The sequence below is a fragment of the Cryobacterium tepidiphilum genome (genome assembly GCF_003716325.1).
GTDB lineage: Bacteria > Actinomycetota > Actinomycetes > Actinomycetales > Microbacteriaceae > Cryobacterium > Cryobacterium tepidiphilum.
In genome coordinates this window covers 1-19,803 of sequence record NZ_RDSR01000010.1, presented here as the reverse complement: position 1 = coordinate 19,803, position 19,803 = coordinate 1, and the positions used below count along the sequence as shown (strand labels likewise).

At 68.8% G+C, this 19,803-nt stretch carries 18 protein-coding genes; 4 read left to right on the top strand and 14 right to left on the bottom strand.

Features of this window, described 5'->3' with window-relative positions; genetic code table 11:
• Nucleotides 1-58: 58 nt before the first annotated feature.
• Complete coding sequence (locus EEJ31_RS07505; protein WP_123045689.1) at nucleotides 59-1,609, bottom strand: carboxylesterase/lipase family protein; 1,551 nt, start codon at nucleotides 1,607-1,609, stop codon at nucleotides 59-61.
• A 105-nt stretch (nucleotides 1,610-1,714) separates the two neighbouring features.
• Between EEJ31_RS07505 and EEJ31_RS07500 the strand changes: the two genes are divergently transcribed.
• Complete coding sequence (locus EEJ31_RS07500; RefSeq protein ID WP_123045688.1) at nucleotides 1,715-2,992, top strand: uracil-xanthine permease family protein; 1,278 nt, start codon at nucleotides 1,715-1,717, stop codon at nucleotides 2,990-2,992.
• 116 nt (nucleotides 2,993-3,108) lie between these two features.
• On the opposite strand, the gene EEJ31_RS07495 is transcribed toward EEJ31_RS07500, so the two are convergent.
• Together EEJ31_RS07495 and EEJ31_RS07490 are read right to left on the bottom strand one after the other, a co-directional pair.
• Nucleotides 3,109-3,441: a peptidase gene (locus tag EEJ31_RS07495; RefSeq protein WP_123045687.1), complete on the bottom strand. Its 333-nt coding sequence runs from the start codon at nucleotides 3,439-3,441 to the stop codon at nucleotides 3,109-3,111.
• Nucleotides 3,438-4,631 carry an inorganic phosphate transporter gene (locus EEJ31_RS07490; protein WP_123045686.1) on the bottom strand — a complete coding sequence of 398 codons (1,194 nt, stop codon included), beginning with the start codon at nucleotides 4,629-4,631 and terminating at the stop codon, nucleotides 3,438-3,440. Before EEJ31_RS07490 ends, EEJ31_RS07495 begins: the two co-directional genes overlap by 4 nt.
• 165 nt (nucleotides 4,632-4,796) lie before the next feature.
• On the opposite strand from EEJ31_RS07490, the gene EEJ31_RS07485 reads away from it, so the two are divergent.
• Complete coding sequence (locus tag EEJ31_RS07485; RefSeq protein WP_123045685.1) at nucleotides 4,797-5,051, top strand: mycoredoxin; 255 nt, start codon at nucleotides 4,797-4,799, stop codon at nucleotides 5,049-5,051.
• Between the two features lie 18 nt (nucleotides 5,052-5,069).
• On the opposite strand, the gene EEJ31_RS07480 is transcribed toward EEJ31_RS07485, so the two are convergent.
• From EEJ31_RS07480 to EEJ31_RS07430, 11 genes are all read right to left on the bottom strand, one after another.
• On the bottom strand, nucleotides 5,070-5,396 hold the full coding sequence (locus EEJ31_RS07480; RefSeq protein ID WP_123045684.1) for a hypothetical protein: 327 nt from the start codon (nucleotides 5,394-5,396) through the stop codon (nucleotides 5,070-5,072).
• A 40-nt stretch (nucleotides 5,397-5,436) separates the two neighbouring features.
• Nucleotides 5,437-6,465 carry a 6-phosphofructokinase gene (locus EEJ31_RS07475; protein ID WP_123045683.1) on the bottom strand — a complete coding sequence of 343 codons (1,029 nt, stop codon included), beginning with the start codon at nucleotides 6,463-6,465 and terminating at the stop codon, nucleotides 5,437-5,439.
• 188 nt (nucleotides 6,466-6,653) lie between these two features.
• The gene (locus EEJ31_RS07470; protein WP_123045682.1) at nucleotides 6,654-8,843 is read right to left on the bottom strand and encodes a DEAD/DEAH box helicase; all 2,190 of its coding nucleotides are present in this window, start codon (nucleotides 8,841-8,843) and stop codon (nucleotides 6,654-6,656) included.
• A gap of 192 nt (nucleotides 8,844-9,035) precedes the next feature.
• On the bottom strand, nucleotides 9,036-9,407 hold the full coding sequence (locus EEJ31_RS07465) for a DUF6804 family protein (protein ID WP_123045681.1): 372 nt from the start codon (nucleotides 9,405-9,407) through the stop codon (nucleotides 9,036-9,038).
• Complete coding sequence (locus EEJ31_RS07460; protein WP_123045680.1) at nucleotides 9,407-11,278, bottom strand: DUF2207 family protein; 1,872 nt, start codon at nucleotides 11,276-11,278, stop codon at nucleotides 9,407-9,409. Before EEJ31_RS07460 ends, EEJ31_RS07465 begins: the two co-directional genes overlap by 1 nt.
• Before the next feature lie 49 nt (nucleotides 11,279-11,327).
• A complete protein-coding gene (locus EEJ31_RS07455; protein ID WP_233563791.1) occupies nucleotides 11,328-11,888 on the bottom strand; it encodes a GDSL-type esterase/lipase family protein in 561 nt (186 codons plus the stop codon).
• Between the two features lie 307 nt (nucleotides 11,889-12,195).
• On the bottom strand, nucleotides 12,196-12,939 hold the full coding sequence (locus EEJ31_RS07450) for a glycerophosphodiester phosphodiesterase (protein WP_158603923.1): 744 nt from the start codon (nucleotides 12,937-12,939) through the stop codon (nucleotides 12,196-12,198).
• Between the two features lie 21 nt (nucleotides 12,940-12,960).
• On the bottom strand, nucleotides 12,961-13,824 hold the full coding sequence (locus tag EEJ31_RS07445) for an aldehyde dehydrogenase family protein (protein ID WP_123045677.1): 864 nt from the start codon (nucleotides 13,822-13,824) through the stop codon (nucleotides 12,961-12,963).
• Nucleotides 13,821-15,320: an aldehyde dehydrogenase family protein gene (locus EEJ31_RS07440; RefSeq protein ID WP_123045676.1), complete on the bottom strand. Its 1,500-nt coding sequence runs from the start codon at nucleotides 15,318-15,320 to the stop codon at nucleotides 13,821-13,823. Before EEJ31_RS07440 ends, EEJ31_RS07445 begins: the two co-directional genes overlap by 4 nt.
• A 10-nt stretch (nucleotides 15,321-15,330) precedes the next feature.
• Nucleotides 15,331-16,335: a deoxyribose-phosphate aldolase gene (deoC, locus tag EEJ31_RS07435; protein WP_123045675.1), complete on the bottom strand. Its 1,005-nt coding sequence runs from the start codon at nucleotides 16,333-16,335 to the stop codon at nucleotides 15,331-15,333.
• A 23-nt stretch (nucleotides 16,336-16,358) separates the two neighbouring features.
• Entirely contained in the window at nucleotides 16,359-17,309 is a 951-nt protein-coding gene (locus tag EEJ31_RS07430) for a sugar-binding transcriptional regulator (RefSeq protein WP_123045674.1), read from the bottom strand.
• A 136-nt stretch (nucleotides 17,310-17,445) separates the two neighbouring features.
• Between EEJ31_RS07430 and EEJ31_RS07425 the strand changes: the two genes are divergently transcribed.
• Both EEJ31_RS07425 and EEJ31_RS07420 read left to right on the top strand, forming a co-directional pair.
• Nucleotides 17,446-18,417 carry an ROK family protein gene (locus EEJ31_RS07425; RefSeq protein ID WP_123045673.1) on the top strand — a complete coding sequence of 324 codons (972 nt, stop codon included), beginning with the start codon at nucleotides 17,446-17,448 and terminating at the stop codon, nucleotides 18,415-18,417.
• Nucleotides 18,418-18,637: 220 nt separating this feature from the next.
• The coding region (locus tag EEJ31_RS07420; protein WP_123045672.1) for a DUF222 domain-containing protein at nucleotides 18,638-19,803 on the top strand (1,166 nt) is incomplete at its 3' end.

The following is a 19,803-nucleotide window of genomic DNA, read 5'->3' as shown; positions in this document are numbered from 1 at the left end:
TGTTCTCCCGGGGCGCGAAATTCAGCGGATTACCAAGGAGATAGTCTACGGGACCTGCTCAGATGTGCGGGACGAACGCCCGCCATGCTCGCCTGCGCGCGCGCCACGGGTCGAGTTCGACGCGGTCGGCCTTGTCGATGATGAGAGTCGCCCGGGTCTTCTCGTCGTACCGGGGCCACTCCGGGTCCGGTTCCCCGGTCTCGGCGAAGGTGAGCCACCAGCGGCGCATGCGGGCGCCGATCGACTTGAACAGCCGTCGGCCGCCGAGAAGGGTCATCCCCCGGCCCATCCAGCCGTTGAGACCGTCGAACAACGGATACATCTCCAGCCCGTGCGTGGCGTCCAGGCCGAGGCGGCGCACGAGCGGCGGCGCGGCATCGAAGCGGTAGAACCAGACCGGGGCGTGGCGCGAGTGCTTCTCGGCGACCTTGACGCTCGGGTACCAGAACGAGTAGTCCCCGCCGAAGTCGAGGGCTGCCGGACGATCGGGGATCCCCGGGTAGTGGGCGGAGATGGCCAGGCGCGCCTCCGGCGGGGTCTTGGCGAAGATCGCCCGGATGCGTTCCGGGGTCGTGGCCAGGATGTCCATGCGGCCGCTGAAGAGCGAGCCCTCGCGGGCATTCGTGCCGATGATCAACGGGATCGGCTCGGCGCGGCCGTCCCGGAACGCGTCCAGCGGCCGTTCCGGAAGGAAGTCCCCGTCGATGACCGGGCAGAGCGGCGTCGTGCCGGGCGCTCGGTCGGGGGCGAGGAGGGTCAGGTGGGAGGTGGCCAGAGCCAGGGTCTCGGGCTTGGCCGTCGCCAGCAGTGTCGCGGCATCCGTTGTGGTGTCGCCGACGAGCCCGCGGAGGATCTCCACGAATTCGCGCGCCCAGGTGGCGGTGATGTCGGGCGCGTACACGGCGTTCGCAGACGCGCTCTGGGCGATGGCCCGGTGGAAGAGGCCGGTCGCTGCGGGCACCGTCATCAGGGTGGTGACGGCGTTGCCGCCGGCGGACTCCCCGAACAGGGTCACGGCGTCGGGATCGCCGCCGAACGAGCGGATGTTGTCGTGCACCCAGCGAAGCGCCGCCACCTGGTCACGGAGGCCGAGGTTGCTGTCGAAGGGACGCCCCGGGGTGGAGTAGCGGGTGAAGTCGAGATAGCCGAGGCCGCCGAGCCGGTAGTTCAGGCTCACGTAGACGACGCCGCCGGACCGGACCAGCGCCTCACCGCGCCGGGGCTCCTCCCGCGACGAGCCGACGCTGTAGCCGCCGCCGTGGATGAAGACCATCACCGGGCGCAGCACGTCCGGGTCGCGCGGCTCGTCGGGCGCGAGCACGTTGAGGTTGAGGCAGTCCTCGCCCTGCGGGATGTGCGGGGGCGCGCCCACGAACTGCCCCTTGTGCAGCTGCGTGGCGACGGGACCCCAGGTCGTGCAATCGCGAACGCCCTGCCACGGCACGACCGGTGTGGGCGCCCGGAACCGGTTCTCGCCGCCCGCCGGGCCCGCGTAGGGGATTCCGCGCCAGGCCCGGATGCCGCGCTCGGCGACGCCTCGGATAATGCCGGAATCGAGCTGCACTTCGAGCTCGCTGGCGTGCTCGGCACTCACAGCGAATCGGCTCACCGTTTGATCCTAGTGACTTCGGAGTGGCGCGAGGAGACCCGGGAGGCCCGCTCCTTTCGGCACAGTAGCATCGGCAGGGGCCACAGCGACGAGACGAGGGAACCGATGGCACTGCCATGGAAACTGCACGGTGACGGGAAGAGCGTGTCGGCGCGGGAGGTCGTCGGGCCCGCCGAGCGGCTGACTTGGCCGCGTACCGTCGGCATCGGAGCGCAGCACGTGGTCGCCATGTTCGGGGCGACGTTCCTGGTGCCGCTTCTGACCGATTTCCCGCCCAGCACGACGCTGTTGTTCTCCGGCGTTGGAACGCTGTTGTTCCTCCTGATCACCCGCAACACCCTGCCCAGCTACCTGGGGTCGTCGTTCGCCTTCATCGCCCCGATCACGGCCGCGACCGCCACGGCCGGCATGGGCAGCGCGCTGTTCGGAATCCTCATCGTCGGCCTTCTCCTGGCGATCATCGGTGTGGTCGTTCAGCTGAGCGGCACCCGGTGGATCGACGCGCTGATGCCGCCGGTCGTTTCCGGCGCCATCGTCGCCCTCATCGGCCTGAACCTCGCCCCGGTCGCGAAGGCCAACTTCGCCCTCGCCCCGGTGAGCGCCCTCATCACGCTCGCAGCCGTCATCCTCTGCACCGTCCTGTTCACCGGCATCCTCGGGCGCATGTCGATCTTCCTCGGCGTGCTGGTCGGCTACCTCGCGGCGGTCCTGCTCGGCGAGGTCGACTTCGGGGCCGTCGCCGACGCCCCCTGGCTGGGCCTGCCGCCCTTCACCGGTCCGGTCAACCCGTTCGAGCACCCGGATGCCTGGGGCGTGCTCCCGGCGTTCCTGCCCGTCGTGCTCGTGCTCATCGCCGAGAACGTGGGGCACATCCGCGGCGTCGCCCAGATGGTCGAGGACCAGTCGGTGAACCGCCGCACGGGCGCCGCGCTGTTCTCCGACGGACTGGCCACCATGCTGGCCGGCTTCGGCGGCGGGTCGGGCACCACGACGTACGGCGAGAACATCGGCGTCATGGCGGCGACGCGCATCTACTCGACCGCCGCCTATTGGGTCGCCGGCATCGTGGCGATCCTGCTCGGCCTCTCCCCCAAGGTTGGCGCGGTCATCAACACCATCCCCGCGGGAGTGCTCGGCGGCGTCACCACCGCGCTCTACGGCCTCATCGGCATCATCGGCGTGAAGATCTGGCTGGACAACCGCGTGGACTTCTCCAAGCCGGCGAACCAGTTCACCGCCGCCACCGCACTCATCGTCGGCATCGCGGACTACACGTTCAGCGCCGGGACCCTCACCTTCAACGGCATCGCGCTCGGCACCGTGGCGGCGATCGTCATCTACCACGTGATGACCTGGATCGGGCGGGTGCGCGGCACCGACTAGCCAGCGGCCCGCCGTCTCTAGCCGCCCGCCGCCCAGATGGCGCCTTCCGGTCGAGACGGCCAGGCACGCCTGTCCGTGGTGACCGGAACTGTGCGTCTCGGTGGGTACTGGGGCGGTCAGCCGTGCAGTGCGGGGATGATCAGGTACACGCCGAACAGCACGGCCACGCCGCACACCACGAAGCAGGCGTACCCGGCGATGAGCGCGAGGCGCTTCTGAGCCGGCGACAACGGGTTCGCCTTGGCCGCCTTGCGGGCACGCTTTGCCTCCTTGGCGGCGCGCTTGGGCGTCAGCACCGTGATGGCGCCGGTGAATTCCAGCGGCTCGACGACGGGTGGGCGCCCGGCCGTGGTGAGCAGGCGCAGCCCGAAGGCGTACAGGCTCACGACCAGCCCGGCCGAGACGAGCGACACGACGGCGACGATGAGGAAGGCGGCCCAGTCGATCACAGCGCTACCTTCTTCCTGTCCTTGCGCGGGGGTTTGCGCGGCGTCTTGCGAATCTTGACCACGCGGCCGGCTCCGTCGATCTCGTTGATGCCCACGGTGACGGGCTTGCTCTTGCGCCGGGACCAGAGGAAGATGCCGGCGATCACGAGCGCACCGGCGACGGCGTCGATCACGACGCCCACGATGCCGAACTGGGCGATGGCAGCGGTGATGGCGCCCATGATGGCAGCGGCGGGAAGAGTGAGCACCCAGCCGAGTGCGATGCGGCCCGCCGTGCGCCAGCGCACCTTGGAACCGCGTCGACCGAGCCCGGAGCCGATCACGGAGCCGGAGGCGACCTGCGTGGTCGACAGGGCGAAGCCCAGGTGGCTGGAGGCGAGGATGGCGGCGGCCGTGCTGGTCTCGGCCGCGAAGCCCTGGGCGGGCTTCACCTCGGTGAGGCCCTTGCCGAGCGTGCTGATGATGCGCCATCCGCCGGTGTAGGTACCGATCGCGATGGCGAGGGCGCAGGCGACGACGACCCACAGCTCGGGACCGCTGCCCGCCGGCTGCAGGCCGGCCGCGATGAGCGTGAGCGTGATCACGCCCATGGTCTTCTGTGCGTCGTTGGTGCCGTGGGAGAGCGCCACGAGGGAGGAGGAGAAGATCTGTGCGTACCGGAAGCCGCCGCGCCCGTCGGGCTTGCCGAGTTCCCGCCGCGTGATGGCGTAGGCGAGTTTCGTCGCCGCGTACGCCACCAGGCCCGCGATCAGCGGGGCGATGATGGCGGGAAGGATGACCTTGTTGACGACCTCGTTGAAGTCGACCGAGTGGATGCCGATACCGACGATGGCCGCGCCGATGAGCCCGCCGAAGAGGGCGTGGCTGGAACTGGACGGCAACCCGAGCAGCCAGGTGATGAGGTTCCAGACGATGGCACCGATGAGCCCGGCGAAGATGAACGCCGGGGTGATCTGGATCCCATCCTGTCCCTCACGGATGATCCCGGATGAGACGGTTCGGGCCACCTCGGTCGAGAGGAAGGCTCCCACGAGGTTGAGGATGGCCGCGACGGTGACGGCGACCTTCGGCCGCATGGCGCCCGTCGCGATAGGCGTGGCCATCGCGTTGGCCGTGTCATGGAACCCGTTGGTGAAGTCGAAGATGAGTGCAAGCACGATGACCAGCACAACGATGAGGGTGAAATCCACCGGCGTCTTTCTTTTGTCACCGGCCCTCAGGGCCGGACGTTCAGTCGATGTACTTGGCCCGATTATCTGACCCGTCTGATACTGTCACTTTCCGCTCGGCGAGGTCAACTCGCACCGGATGCTTGCGCGAAGCGGTCATTCAGATTGCGCGGTTACGCTTGGGTCATGGATTACGTGCCCGAATCAGGAACCATCACGATGTTCACCACCGGATGGTGCGGCTACTGCTCGCGCCTCAAGTCGCAGCTCGACAAGAGCGGTATCGGCTATGCCGAGGTGAACATCGAGGAGACCCCGGGCACCGCAGAGCTGGTCATGAGCCTGAACGGCGGCAACCAGACGGTTCCCACCGTCCTCTTCCCCGACGGCTCGGCGGCCACGAACCCGTCCCTCGCCGAGGTGCAGCGGAAGCTCGCCTAGCGCCTCCCGCCTGGGCGCTCAGCGCCGGTCGTGGCTGGGCCGGTCGTCGCTGTCCGATCCGACGCCCATCGCCGGGTCCACGGCGTCCATGGCGGGCGCCGCGCGTTCCCAGCCGAGCGACGGCAACGAGGCCATGAGATCGCGGAGTTCCGCCTCGTCGACGGCGACGCCGGCTTCGGTGAGCCGCTGTTCGAGGGCACGTGCGGTGTCCTCCTCGGAGGTGCCGTTGCTGTCGGCGGCGACCTGCTGCAGGATTCCCCGCTTCTTCTCATCGGGCGTGGCGTCCAGTGCACCGTCCTCCACGGGGGTGTCCTGACTGCCGTTGTTCATCCGCTCGTTGTCCATGCCCCCATGGTGCCACCGCGGGCGGGGGCGCGCCACAGGATCAGCCGAAGAGAACGGCGGCTTCCTCGTAACGCTCGCGCGGCACGGTCTTCAGGCCGCCGGTCGCCTCCTCGATGCTGACGATCTCGAGGTCGGTGCCGTTGAGCGCGACCATCGAACCCCACTCCTTCGCGTAGATGGCGTCGATCGCGGCCATCCCGAAGCGGGTCGCCAGCACGCGGTCATAGGCGGAGGGGGCGCCGCCCCGCTGGGTGTGCCCGAGCACGGTGGCGCGCGATTCGATCCCCGTGCGCGCCTCGATCTCCGGCGCGATCAGTTCGCTGATCCCGCCGAGCCGCGGCCGGTTGAAGGCGTCGAGGCCTTTGTGCGAGTGGGCCTCTTCCATGCCCGAGAGCAGGAACCCCTCGGACACCACGATGACCGGAGCGCGTCCACGGTCGCGCACGCTCTCGACCCATTCGCAGATCTGCTCGATGCTCTCGGGCTGCTCGGGGATGAGGATGGCGTGGGCGCCGCCTGCCATGCCGGAGTGCAGGGCGATCCAGCCGACGTGCCGGCCCATTACCTCGACGACCATGCATCGCCCGTGCGAGTCGGCGGTGGTGCGCAGCCGGTCGATGGCCTCGGTGGCGATCTCGACGGCGGTGTCGAAGCCGAACGAGTAGTCCGTGGCGGCCAGGTCGTTGTCGATCGTCTTGGGAACGCCGATGATGTGGAGTCCGGCATCCGTCAGGCGGCGGGCGGCCGTGAGCGTGCCCTCGCCGCCGATGGCGATGACGGCGTCGATCCCCTGTTCGTCGAGGTGCTTCTGGATGTTCTCCGGGCCGCCGTGCTCGCCCTCGAAGGGGTTGGTGCGGGAGCTGCCGAGGATGGTGCCGCCCTGGCGGGACAGTCCGCGCACGCTGTGGCGGTCGAGCTTCACGTACTCGCCTTCGACCAGTCCCCTCCAGCCGTTGCGGATGCCTACGAACTCCGCATCGTGAACGCGCACACCTTTCAGGACCGCGCCGCGGATGACGGCGTTCAGGCCGGGGCAGTCGCCGCCGCTGGTGAGGATACCGATCTTCAAACTGCACACGCCCCTTCATGCGAACACAACTCATGCCGGCGCCATTACCGTTCTCACATCATGATGGGTGGAGCGGCGCGACTCAAATCACACGGCGCGTACGATGCGGCGGATGTCGCGGCCCGGGTTGGAGAAGCCGGCCCCCGTTACAACGTGGGCCGGCTTCTCGAACGCGTGCCGCGAGACGGCTACAGCCCGCCGTCGAGTGCCTGGTTGAGGAGGTACACCAGCGCGCTCTCCTGCACCGACTCGCCGCTGCCGATCTCCTCGTCGGAGCCGTCGAGTGCGCGGGCGGCGAGGCCCTGCTTGCTGCCGATCAGTTCGGCGATGCGTGCGTCGATGGTGTGCGCGGCGATGATGCGCCACGCGGTGACCGGCTCATCCTGGCCGATACGGTGCACCCGGTCGATCGCCTGGGTCTGCTCCGCGGCCGTCCAGCTGAGCTCGGCGAGCACGACGTTCGAGGATGCCTGCAGGTTGACGCCCACACCGGCAGCGGTGAGCGAACACACCGCGACGGCCACATCCGGGTCGTTGTTGAACGCGTCGATGGCCGCCTGGCGCTCGAGCGCAGTCTGGTCGCCCCGCAGCGACACCGTGCGCAGCTCGCGCTTGGCGAAGACGTCCTCCGCGGTGTCCATCACGTCGATGTGCTTGGCGAAGAAAACGACCTTGCCCACTGAGCGCACGAGCTGGGCGGCGTAGTCCGCGGCAAGCCCGGCCTTGGCCTGGCCGATCTTCCGCACCATGGTGAAGACGTTCTCCCCGGTGGTTGCGCCCTTCGACTCCTCGAGCTCGGCGTGGGCGACCGCGCGCACGAAGGCGGCCCGCTGTTCCTCGTCGGGCACCATCGGCTTCGGCCCGGTCGAACGCGCCGCGACCAGCGCCCGGTACCGCGTGACCAGCCGGGCAGCGAGCTCGCGTTCGGCCTTCTGGATAGAGCGGCCGAGGTCGTCGTCGAGCTCGACCGGGAGGTCGGCGATGCGCTTGGCGGGCAGGTCGGCCGCGACGTCGACCTTGCGGCGGCGCACGATGCCCATGTCGATCACGGATGCGCGCGCCTCGGGATAGAACCCGTGGTCGGCGGGAGTGAGCCCGCTCTCTTCGAGCTTGCGCATGAGCGCGGGCGCCGGCCTGTCGCCGTCGAGCCAGCCGAGGAACTGCCAGATGGCCTTGAAGTCGTCCACGTCGTTGATCAGCGGCGTTCCCGTGAGCGCCATGAGCAGCGGGTTGCCACCCGGCGTCCGCCGGCGGATCTGCTCAGCGAGCGTGAGAACGTGCCGCGAGCGCTGCGACTGCAGGTTCTTGATGAAGTGTGCCTCGTCGACGACCATGCCACGGAAGCCGAGCGTGCCGAGCCAGGCCAGGTGGCGGTCGAGCACGTCGTAGTTCACGATCACCACGTCGGCGAAAGCGTCGAGGGTGTTGCCGTCGCCGTGGATAACGGTGGCGCGCCGGTGCGGCGTCCACAGTTCGACCTCACGGGCCCAGTTCATCTTCACGACGTTCGGCACGATGGCCAGCAGCGGGTAGGCGCCGGCAACGGATGCCGCGAGCAGACTCTGCGCGGTCTTGCCGAGGCCGGGTTCGTCGGCCAGCAGGTAGGTGCGGTGACCCAGCCGGGCGCTCTCGATGAACCGCGCCTGGTGCGGCATCAGCTCGGTGCCCTTCGGCGAGAACCGGTCGATGGCCGGCACTTCCGGAAGCGACATCGAGGCCGACTGCCCGCCGGAACCGTATTCGAACGACTTCAGCAGCGGCCCGAGCAGCTCCCAGTTGGCCAACCGTCGCACCGGCACGACCGGCTGCGGGGCCGCCTGGCTGAAATCGGGGGCGAGGAAGGGGTTCGCGAGCTGTCGCGCCTTGACCGACTGCGGGATGACCTGGTTCTCCGGCAGCTCCGGCTTGGCCTCGACCTCGCGGGTAATGATGAGTTCATCGGGGCTGAGTTCGGCCCCGGACTCCAGCAGCCAGTCGCGACGGAATCGCTGGGCGACACTGGAGACGGATGCGTCAGGCTCGAGCAGCGTGATGAGGCTGGTGTCACGTGCCGCGGTCTTGGCGAGGATCTGCGCGATGCCGTCGAGCCGCTTGAGCAGCTCGGCGCGGTCGGCGTCGGAGACATCCGCGCTCGTCTTCACGCGCGCCCGTTCCTCCCTCATCAGGAGGGCGATGACCTGGAATTTGGTGCGGTTCGTGGGCCCGAGCTTGCCTTTGCCCTGTGCCTTCGCCTCCACCTCGCGCACCTTGCGCGCGAGGATCGGGATGATGGGGGCGTCCTCGTCGTGGGAACGGGTGCGTGTGCGGCTGCGGTTGCCGCCACCGCCGGCGCCGGAGCGCCCGTGGGAGGCTGACGGGTGGAGGCGGGTGTGTGCCATTTTTCTCACTTCACAGGCGGCCGGGCATCCGTCGATGCCTGGCGTGGTCGTAGCGCCGAAACCCTGAATCGAGCATCGTGGAGCTGCCGGAATTCTGCAGCGATACGGTCGAAACGGTGACCGGGTTCTCCGGGCGCACGCCAAGTCTACGCCCGGCAGCGGGCTGAACCCCGCATTTCTACGCGCCGCGACTCAGTTGTGACGTGCGGGCACCTTCGTCACCACGCCGACCGCGATGAACACCAACGCGGCGATGTATTGCGCCGAGACCCAGCCCTGCCCGTGCAGGTCGATGACCACGACCGGGTTCCACAGCACGGCGATCGGGACGAGCCCCGCGAGCCACCACCACGCTCTCGCCTGCACGACGAAGATGCAGAGAATGATGGCGAGGACGCTCGTGACGTACCGGATGATGAGGAACCCGCCCGGGTTGCCGAGCAGCGCCAGTCCCGCCAGCAGCACGATGGCGCCGAGGATGCCGGGCGCGAGCGCCGCCCGGGTCCACGATGGTTCTCGCGGAGTTCCTTGGGGCCGTGGCCCCCGGTTCGCTGGTCTAGCCATCACACTCCTCCCCCGCCGCCACCGCCGCCGCCACCGCCGACGACCGCGCCCCCGCCGAACCCGGAGCTCGTGGAACTCGCGGTGCTGCCTGCCCAAGCGCTCGTGGTCGAGCTCGAGAAGGCGCTGATGCCGGCGGCGAAGTATGCGGCACTGAAACCACCGCTGCCCAGGTACCAGTCCGGTTCAGAGCCGGTTTCGGCGTAGTACTCACCGAGCATGTCCACCCACTTCTTCTCTTCGCCGAACAACACGGCGTACGGAAGGACGCGTTCGTACAGCTTCACGATCTGCAGGCGACCGGTGCCTGGTGCGCCGTCATCGGGCCGGTACGGAGAACGCAGCGCGCCGGCGGGGCTCTGCAGCACGCGCAGGCGATCCGCTTCCGCCAGCTCGATGTACCACTTCAGGCCCTTCAGGTAGTCACGCAGTTCCGCGCCGCTTGCGGTCAGCGGTCGCACAGCGGATGCGAACACAAACGTCACGACGCAGGCGCCGATGGCGAGGAACAGGGTGAGCGCCGGCCATGTGCCCCCGACCTGAGTGGCAAATGCAACCAGGCTGGCAAACAGGCCGACCAGCGCGCCGGCAACGGCCAGCCCGATGACGACCGCGCGCAGCCGCGACGCCCGGCGTACGCGAAGGCCCGCTTCGAGCATCTGCTGTGGCACCAGACGGAGCTGCCCCTGCATGGACGTCGTCAGGCCCTCGCTCGCCACCGACAGGTCACGGAGGGACCCGGGTTCGGTGTCGGGGAACAGGTGGGTGAGGATCGAGCGCTCCGTGTCGTCGACACCGTCCAGGTGCCGGAGCTCCAGAAGGTAGCGGTCCTCCCCCTCCTGGAGCACCCGCACGTTCCCGCGCACGGCGAAGCTCAGGAACTGGGCCGGGATTGACCGGGAGCTCGTTCCGGAGATGTTCCCGGCCGTCAGCAGGTTCACGCCTTTCGGTGGAAGGTATTCCGGGATGACTGTGCCCCGTCCGGGAGCATTCCTCCACCGGGTGAGGCGGGCGATGCCGGCGATGACCGCGGCGACCAGCGCGGCGATGGCGCCCGCGAGCGAAATGCCGGGGGCCGGGTTCGCCGCGAAGGAGTCGTCACGGGGAACGAACGTGCCCGGCGTGAAGCCCACGACGATCGCGAGGCCGTCATGGGGGGCGAGGTCGGCGGCGGTGGCGTCCACGACCACACCGCCGCCCACCGTGCGGCTCGTAATGTCGTCGCAGCTGTCCGTGGAGTCCGCGGCGCCCTGGATACAGGCAATTCGGCCGGTCAGGCGGGGCGCGAGCTCGGGGTCAACGTGCAGAGTCGCGGTGACCGATCCGAAGGGCTGCGCCCATCCCGTGCCGTTCACCTGCCAGAAGAACTCCTCGTCGTCGCTGTCGTCGGGGTACAGGGTCACGTTCTGCTGCGTGTAGGTGATGACGTAGGTGTGGCGCCCGTGCACGAACCCCTCGGCCGCGATCGTGACCACCAGGACGTCCCCGCCGTTCGTGCTGTCGTCGTCGGTCTCAAAGTCGAGGGCGTGTCCCTCGCCGTCGGTGACGGATTCGATGGTGAGCGCCGTCGGATGCCCGTCGTAGTGTGTGGGGATGGCGCGCCGGATGCCGTGGTTCTGGTCGATCTGCGGGAAGTCCGCGACGATCGTCTCCGTGGTCGTGAGCCGCGACCGGCCCTCCGGGGTGAGGCCGAGGCGGAAGTCTGAGTGCCAGGAGGCGAAGCTGAAGTCCTCGACGCTGCTCGGCCGGAAGGCGGAATGCCCGGCGTCGGGGCGCAGTGGCTGGGCCGCGGCGGCCGCTGCGGGAAGGGCCACCAGGGCGACGCCGAGGAGTGCGGCGACCAGCGCGACCGCAGCGCGCATCCGTCGACCCATAGCCTCGAGCCTATCGACAGCTCGGAAGGGCGACGGACGGGCGGACGGCTCAGACCTGCTGGATCGGAATGGCCGAGGTCACCGGCGGGTGCTCGAAGAGGTTCTGGATGGCGGGCTTCAGCGCATCGACCCAGGCCTCATAGCCGGCGTCGGTGAGGTGCAGGTGGTCTTCGCTGAACCCGGGGTCGAGTTCGTTGTTGTCGTCGGCCAGCACCGGCCAGAGGTCGAGGTAGGCGGCGCGCTGCGTAGGCGCGAACTGCCAGAGGTGCCGGTTCACGTCGGCGATGGTGTCGGCGTAGTCACCCTCCCGCGGAAGCACCGACTGCACGAGGATGCGGGTCTCGGGCAGGTGCCGCCGCAGTTCGTACATGAGGTTCTCGATGTTGCGCACAATGTACTCCGCGGAGCGGCGCCAGCCGAGGTCGTTGGTGCCGATCTCGATGACAATGGCATCGGGGGCCAGATCGACGATCGAGTCGAATCGAGCCAGTACGTCGTCGGTCGTCTCGCCGCTCACCCCGAGGTTCTGCACCTCGTACTCCGGGAACCAGTCTCCCCAGCGGCCGTCGGCTGTGAGGCCGTCGCCAACAAACGCGATCAGTCCAGACATCTTTGTTCGCCTCCCGCAGTCCATCATGCCCCGAACGAGGGATCTTCGCAGGTTTTCACCCAGCCTTCGAAGCCGGTGATGTCGATTCCCGGACGACCCGTGACGGCATCGAGGACACGGTGCTGCGCATTCGTCGACGGGGGCACCACGACCAGACCGCGCGATGGGTGAAGAACGACCTCAGGCGGCAAGCCGGTGAAGCAACCGTAAGCGCCCCAAACAGGGTCCACAAATTGGATGGCAACCGGCGCCGCTGTTCAGATGCTCGCCTCGTGAAGCGTCACCTGGTTGGAGCAGGGAGCGACGCTCAGCCCCCGATGAGGGCCGGAGTGTCGGTGATGATGCCGTCGACGCCGGCGGCGCGTAGCAGGTCGGCCACCTCGCGGCTGTTCACGGTGAAGCAGAAGACGACGAAATCGGCCTCGTGCAGCGCCGCGAGCGCCTGGGGATGCGCGGCGAGGAGCTCAGGCGTGGTGCCGAATCCGACGCATCCGCTGGCACGGACCGCCTCGACCGGGTCGCCGTCCAGCTCCTCGGCGAGCAGGAAGCGGGGCAGGTGCGGTGCGCACTGCGCGAGCGCGTGGAGCGTCGCCGCGTCGAAGCTCTGCAGCACCACCTGATCGGTGAGCCCGTGGTGGTGAACCAGGTCGACCAGCAGCGACGCCTGCTCGATCGACCAGGTGCCCTTGAGTTCGAGGAGGGCGTTCATGTCAGTCGGCGCGAGGAGCGCGAGCAGCTCGTCGAGGGTGGGGATGCGACTGCCGGCGTAGCGCGGGTCGTGCCACGCCCCGGCGTCGAGGGTGCGCAGCTCGGAGAACGTGTGCTCGGCGACGGGGCCGTGACCATCCGTGGTGCGGTCGAGCGTGGCATCGTGGATGAGGACGGGCACCTGATCGCGCGTCAGTCGCACGTCGGTCTCGACGAAGGCGGCGCGGGTGAGCAGCGCCTGTTCGAACGCCGGCAGGGTGTTCTCCGGGCCCGGCAGCCCGCCCCGGTGAGCGACGACGACGGTCGATTCACCGGGGGGACGAAGGACAGCGGATGCGCTCATGCGACCCATGTTCTCAACGGCTCAGATCAGCGCCTTGGTGTGCCAGACAGTCTTGGTTTCGGTGAACGCGGTGATGCGGTGCAGGGACGGGGCCGCGGCATCTGGCCCGTTCTCGGGCGGCAGCACGCGCTTCAGCGTCTCGGCCGCCTGGATCTGCAGGTCCACCCAGTCGAGGGCGCCGGCCCCGACGAGGTCGAGCGCGTTGACGTCGGCGTGGCTCGCGAGCCATGGCGCGATCTCGGCGGGCGAGCCGGTGAGCACGTTCAGCACTCCCCCGGGCACGTCGCTCGTGGCCAGCACCTCGCTCAGGCTGATCGCCGAGAGCGGCATGGCCTCGTTGGCGATGACCACGACGGTGTTGCCGGCGACGAGTGCCGGGGCGACGGCACTGACCAAACCGAGGAGGGAGCCCCCGGCCTGCGGCGCGACGATGGCGACGACGCCTGTGGGCTCGGGAACCGACAGGTTGAAGAACGGCCCCGAGACGGGGTTGGCGTTGCCGGCGACCTGCACGTACTTGTCGGCCCAGCCGGCGTACCAGACCCAGCGGTCGATGGCCTCGTCCACCTGCGCAGCGGCGGCCTGTGGGCTTGAGCCCTCCGAGGCGGTGATCTCGTCGATGAACTGCGCGCGGCGGCCTTCGAGCAGTTCGGCGATGCGGTACAGCACCTGCGCGCGGTTGTAGGCGGTGGTGCCCGCCCATCCCGACACGGCGGCGCGGGCGGCCAGCACGGCGTGACGGGCGTCTTTGCGGGATGCCTTCGCCGCGTTGGCGAGGAAGTCGCCCTGCTTCGTGGTCACCGGATACACCCGTCCTGATTCGCTGCGCGGGAACTTCCCACCGATGTAGAGCTTGTAGGTCTTGGGAACGGCGAGGCGGGTCACTGGGCTGCCTTCTTTCGTGCGCTGATCTTCGGGGTGTCGGTGCGGGCATCCGCTTTCGTGCTCGCGGGGGCGAGGTAGGCGGCCAGGCCCTGCCGGCCGCCCTCGCGACCGAAGCCGGACTCCTTGTAGCCGCCGAAGGGGCTGGCCGGGTCGAACCGGTTGAAGGTGTTGGCCCACACCACGCCGGCCCGGAGCTTGTCGGCGACGGCGAGGATGCGGCTGCCCTTGTCGCTCCAGATTCCCGCGGAGAGGCCGTATGGCGTGTTGTTGGCCTTGGCGATGGCCTCGGCGGGGGTGCGGAACGTGAGCACCGAGAGCACCGGGCCGAAGATCTCGTCACGCGCGATTCGGTGGCTCGTCGACACGTTGGTGAAGATGGTGGGCGCGAACCAGAACCCGTTCTCGGGGATCGCACAGTCGGCGCTCCAGCGTTCTGCGCCCTCCTGCTCGCCGATGTCGGAGAGCGCACTGATGCGCTTGAGCTGGGCAGCGCTGTTGATGGCGCCGATGTCGGTGTTCTTGTCGAGCGGGTCGCCGAGCCGGAGCGTGGAGAGGCGCTGCTTGAGCCGGTCGACGACGTCGTCGTGGACCGACTCCTGCACGAGCAGTCGGCTGCCCGCGCAGCAGACCTGGCCCTGGTTGAAGAACACGCCGTTCACGATGCCCTCGATGGCCTGGTCGATGGGGGCGTCGTCGAAGACGATGTTCGCGCCCTTGCCGCCGAGCTCGAGGGTGAGCTTCTTGTCCGTTCCGGCCACCGAGCGGGCGATGGCACGACCCACCGCGGTGGAGCCGGTGAAGGCGACCTTGTTGACATCGGCGTGCTTGACCAGCAGGTCGCCGGTGTCGCCGGCGCCGGTGATGATGTTCACCACGCCCGGCGGCAGGTCGGCCTGCTGGCAGATCTCAGCGAACAACAGGGCGGTCAGCGGGGTGGTCTCGGCGGGCTTCAGCACGACGGTGTTGCCAGCGGCCAGCGCCGGGGCGATCTTCCACGCGAGCATGAGCAGCGGGAAGTTCCACGGGATGACCTGCGCGGCGACGCCGAGCGAGGCGGGGTTCGGTCCGAGGCCCGCGTGCTCGAGCTTGTCGGCCCAGCCGGCGTAGTAGAAGAACCAGGCGGCGACGAGGGGGATGTCGACGTCGCGGGTCTCCTTGATCGGCTTGCCGTTGTCGAGGCTCTCGGCCACGGCCAGCTCACGGGCGCGCTCCTGCACGAGACGCGCGATGCGGAAGAGGTACTTGCCCCGGTCGCTGCCGGAGAGGCGCGACCAGGTGGTGTCGTAGGCGCGACGGGCGGCGGCGACGGCCTTGTCGACATCCGCTGCGCCGGCGTTGCTGATCATGGCGATCTGCTGCTCGGTGGCGGGCGAGATGGAGGCGAACGGGGTGCCGGTGCCGTCGACGAACTCGCCGTCGATGAACAGTCCGTAGTCGTTTCGGAGGTTGAGGATCGCCTTCGACTCGGGAGCCGGGGCGTAGTCGAGGAAGTTCATGGTCGGTTCCTTAGTCAATGGTCACGTAGGCGGGACCGGAGTAGTGCCCGGTGGCGAGCTTCTGGCGCTGCAGCAGCACGTCGTTGAGCAGGCTGGAGGCGCCGAACCGGAACAGTTCGGGCACGAGCCACTCCTCGCCCACCGTCTCGGCGACGGTCACGAGGTATTTGATGGCGTCTTTCGACGTGCGGATGCCGCCGGCCGGCTTGACGCCGATCTTCTCGCCGGTGAGGCGGTGCCAGTCGCGCACGACCTCGAGCATCGACAGGGTGACGGGCAACGTGGCGGCCGGAGAGACCTTGCCGGTGGAGGTCTTGATGAAGTCGCCGCCAGCGAGGATGGCGAGCCAGGATGCGCGGCGCACGTTGTCGTAGGTGTTCAGTTCGCCGGTCTCGAGGATGACCTTGAGGTGCGCGGTCGTGCCGTCGGGGCGCGCACAGGCGGCCTTGACCGCGACGATCTCGTCGAACACCTCGCCGTAACGGCCGGAGAGGAAGGCACCCCGGTCGATGACCATGTCGATCTCGTCGGCACCGGCGGCGATCGCGTCCGCGGTGTCGGCGAGCTTCACTGCGCGGGAGGCGCGGCCGCTCGGGAAGGCTGTGGCGACGGCGGCGACGTTGATGCCGGGCTGCGCCGGCGTGGTGTGGGCGGCTCCGAGAGCGCGCACGGCGTCGCCGACCATGTCGCCGTACACGCAGACGGCGGCCACGCGCGGGCAGGACGGGTCGGCGGGATCGGGCGTGATCGCCTTCGCCACGAGCGAGCGCACCTTGCCCGGGGTGTCCGCGCCCTCGAGGGTGGTGAGGTCGATCAGCCCGATGATGGTGTCGATCGCCCACTTCTTGGAGCTGGTTTTGATCGAGCGGGTGCCGAGGGCGGCGGCTCGTTGCTCGAGGCCGACCGCGTCGACCCCGGGAATGCCGTGCAGGTAGCGGCGCAGGTTGCTGTCGGTGGCTTCACCGCCCAGGAGCGACAGGGTGCGCTCCCTGGTGGCCAACTCGGTACTCGTCATCAGTCTTCCTTGCATTGTGGTGGTCATTCCCCCGGGCCGAGCAGGGCGCGGGCGGTGTCTTCGTCGGTCACGAGGGTGGTGCACAGGCCGCTCGTGACGACAGCGCGCGCGATGGCGTGCTTGTTGGGACCGGCGATCACGGCGATGGCCCGGGTCGCCTTGCGGAGCTGGTCGTGGTCGATCCCGATGGTGCGCTGGTCGAGTTCCGGGTCGACGATGCGGCCGGTCGCGTCGATGTACCGGCCGACGACGTCGCCCACCGCCCCCTTGTCGACCAAGTCGGCGATCTGGCCGGCGGTGAGGTATCCGCTGTCGACGAGCGCGGAGTTCTCATCGGCCTGGCCGGCGCTGAACAGATAAGCGGATGCGCCGGCCGCCATTTCAAGCACCGCGGCGACGGCGCGGTCGGCCGCGATGGCCTGCTTGGTCTCGAGGCGTTCCAGGATGGCCGGGCTCGGCAGCAGAGTGGCGGTGCCGGAGGCCTTCTCTGCGATGGTCACTGCGGTGTTGGCCGCCGTGCCCGCGCGCCGATTGAGGCTCACTCCCCCGTTGATCTGCACCACGTTGACACCGGACGCCCACCCGGCCCGAAGGTGCAGTGACACTTCGTGCAGAGTGCGACCCCAGCTGATGCCGAGGGTGCGCGGCACCGGGCGAAGTCCGGCGAGGTAGTCAGCGGCGGCTTGCGCGGTTCGAGCCTGCAGTTCGTCGTCGCCCTGGATGCCGGCGGTGGAGACGACGATGGCGTCGGTGAGGCGCGTGGCTTCGACCAGGCGCCGCTCCATTCCGAGGCGACGCGCGCGGGGGTGCACAATCTCGATGCGGATGAAGCCGTTGGCCTTCGCCTGCGCGAGAAGACGGCCCACTTTCCAGCGGGTCAGCCGGAGGATCGACCCGATCTCGTCCTGGGTCTTGTTCTCCTCGTAATACAGCTCGGCGGCGCGGATGGAGAGCATCTCATCGATTTCGATCACTTCGTTCCCCCTGTCGCCGTCATGCACCCACCCTACGGGTCCAGATGTCCCGAATCAACACCTGTTGGTCGTCTTGCTCATATGAGCAACGCCGTTGGCCATGCTCGGCTGCGCGTTCACGCCCTATGCTCAGAAAATGCACAGGAGACGCCGCGGGACGACCCTCATCACGTCGTCACCGACCCCGTTCGCCCTCGCCGTCGACCTCGGAGGCACCAAGATTGAGGCCGCCCTGGTCGACGACGCCGGCCGGATACTGAACGGCAGCCGCTTCCGGGAACCGACCGGCCGAGACGCGTCGAGCGAGCAGTTGGCCGGCAGCGTCACGCACGTCGTCGGCAAGGCTCGAGCCGCGCTGCCGCTCGACGCCGAAGTCATCGGAATCGGCGTCGGTACAGCCGGACCGATCGACATCGCTGGCGGCACGGTGTCCCCGCTCAACCTCCCCGCTTGGCGCAAATTTCCGCTCCAGTCGCACATCGAAAGTCTGGTGCCGGATGCCCCGGTTCGGCTGCGCATGGACGGACTCTGCATCGCCCTGGCCGAACACTGGGTGGGTGCAGGCCAGGGCGTCGACGACCTCATGGGCATGACCGTGTCCACGGGCGTCGGTGGCGGCCTCATCCTCGGCAGCCGTACCGTGACCGGTCCCACCGGCAACGCCGGCCACATCGGCCATGTCGAAGTGGGCGGATTCGACGACGCGTGCTGGTGTGGTGGAACCGGCTGCCTCGAGGCCATCGCATCCGGACCCAGCACGGTGGCGTGGGCGCAGGGCGAAGGCTGGACCGGGTCCACCGGGGAGCAACTGGCGGAGGCGTATGCCGCCGGCGATGACGTCGCCCGGCGCGCGGTGCAGCGGAGCGGCCGTGCGATCGGACAGGCGATCGCGTCGGCGACGAACCTGGTCGACCTCGACCTGGTCGTCATCGGCGGCGGATTCTCGCGGGTAACGCCCGACCTGCTCGACTTCGCCCGCGAGTCGCTCGCCGAACGCACCGAATTCGCCTTCGTGACCCGTGTGCGAATTGCCCCGTCGACGCTGTCCGACGAAGCGCCGCTCATCGGCGCCGCTGCACTGGTGCACCGGGCCGAGTTGGTGCCGTAAGAAAGAGGAAGCGAAGCAGTTCGGCGGCGTCGTCGCTGCGCATCGCCGTGAGCGGGCCGGGGCATCGTTCCACGCGCGCGGGAACAACCCCGTCGACAACGGATGCGACGAAAAACGTCTTCAACTTTGTGTGAACTTCTCTCGCATTCTTCTTCTATCGTTGCTACACTTGAGGCATGTTCACCAACGTAGGTTTGTTCTCGGATAGGTTTCGGGTGCGATGACGCTCCTGGCCTCGGATCCCGACGTCGATCAGCCTGATGGGGTTGATCCGATCCGGGTGTTGGAGGCCACGACCGCGACGCTGCTGGAGACGGTGCCGGTGGGGACGGCCGGCGGGTTGAACGACGAGCAGGCGCTGCGCTTTGCCGGGGCGGTCGAGAAGCTGGGCCGGCTGGTGGACGCGCACCGCGTGGCGGTGGCGTCGGATATCAGTCACCGGTCCCGGCCGGAGCTTCTGGAGAAGAAGCTCTCCACGAGGAAGGGCTGCCGCAACGAGGTCGAACTGTTGGAGCGCGTCACCCTGGTCTCGGGGGCGACGGTGCGGCGAAGGCTCCGGCTCGGCAAGAACTTCCGGCCCGGGATGACGCTGACCGGGGAACCGATCCCCGCCGCGTTCCCCGTCATCGGCGCGGCGGTCGCGGCGGGGGCGCTGGGGTTGGATGGGGCGGACGCGATCATCACCGTGCTGACCCCGGCACTGCCGCGCGTGCACCCCGACCAGCTCGGCCTGGCCGAGGCGGCCCTCGTCGCCGCCGCGACCGGCACCAGCGAAGACAGCGGGGAAGACAGCGGGGAAGACAGCGGGGAAGACAGCGGGGTGCCGGTGTCCGCGGACCTCTCCCGCGTCCAGGCGGGCCTCTGGCTGGCGCACCTCAACCCCGACGGGGCGGAGCCCCGCGAAGTACAGGCCATGCAGAACCGGGGCTTCCGGTTCGGGCGGGAACAGGGCGGGCTCATCCCGGTGACGGGAATGCTGATGCCTGAGACCGCCGCTGCCGCGAAACGCGTCATCGACGCGTATATGAGCCCGCGCACTGCGCCGGTGGCGTTCATCGACGAAGAACTCGCCGCACGCGGTGAGACCCGCGACCCGGGCGACACGCGCACGCCCGACCAGAAGCGGCACGACATCTTCGCCGTCATCGTCGCCACCGCCGCGAAAGCCGCCGACACCCCCACCATCGCCGGAGACGCCCCCACCGTGCTGGTCAGCGTCCGCCAGGAAGACCTGGCAGCGAACCGGGGTGTGGGTCACATCGACGGAGTGGAGACACCCATCTCGATGGACGCGGTGCGGCAGATGATCTGCGCCGGCGGCCTCCAAAAAGTCGTCCTCAAGAAAAACGGCAAGATCGTCGAACTCGGCACCAAGGAACGCACCTT

What these genes read in the sequence shown, in the direction of transcription:
- EEJ31_RS07500 (WP_123045688.1), top strand. Translation starts at nt 1,715, where the DNA reads ATGGCACTGCCATGGAAACTGCACGGTGACGGGAAGAGCGTGTCGGCG.
- EEJ31_RS07485 (WP_123045685.1), top strand. Translation starts at nt 4,797, where the DNA reads ATGGATTACGTGCCCGAATCAGGAACCATCACGATGTTCACCACCGGA.
- EEJ31_RS07480 (WP_123045684.1), bottom strand. Translation starts at nt 5,396, where the DNA reads ATGGACAACGAGCGGATGAACAACGGCAGTCAGGACACCCCCGTGGAG.
- EEJ31_RS07470 (WP_123045682.1), bottom strand. Translation starts at nt 8,843, where the DNA reads ATGGCACACACCCGCCTCCACCCGTCAGCCTCCCACGGGCGCTCCGGC.
- EEJ31_RS07465 (WP_123045681.1), bottom strand. Translation starts at nt 9,407, where the DNA reads ATGGCTAGACCAGCGAACCGGGGGCCACGGCCCCAAGGAACTCCGCGA.
- EEJ31_RS07460 (WP_123045680.1), bottom strand. Translation starts at nt 11,278, where the DNA reads ATGGGTCGACGGATGCGCGCTGCGGTCGCGCTGGTCGCCGCACTCCTC.
- EEJ31_RS07455 (WP_233563791.1), bottom strand. Translation starts at nt 11,888, where the DNA reads ATGTCTGGACTGATCGCGTTTGTTGGCGACGGCCTCACAGCCGACGGC.
- EEJ31_RS07450 (WP_158603923.1), bottom strand. Translation starts at nt 12,939, where the DNA reads ATGAGCGCATCCGCTGTCCTTCGTCCCCCCGGTGAATCGACCGTCGTC.
- EEJ31_RS07440 (WP_123045676.1), bottom strand. Translation starts at nt 15,320, where the DNA reads ATGAACTTCCTCGACTACGCCCCGGCTCCCGAGTCGAAGGCGATCCTC.
- deoC (WP_123045675.1), bottom strand. Translation starts at nt 16,335, where the DNA reads ATGACGAGTACCGAGTTGGCCACCAGGGAGCGCACCCTGTCGCTCCTG.
- EEJ31_RS07425 (WP_123045673.1), top strand. Translation starts at nt 17,446, where the DNA reads ATGCACAGGAGACGCCGCGGGACGACCCTCATCACGTCGTCACCGACC.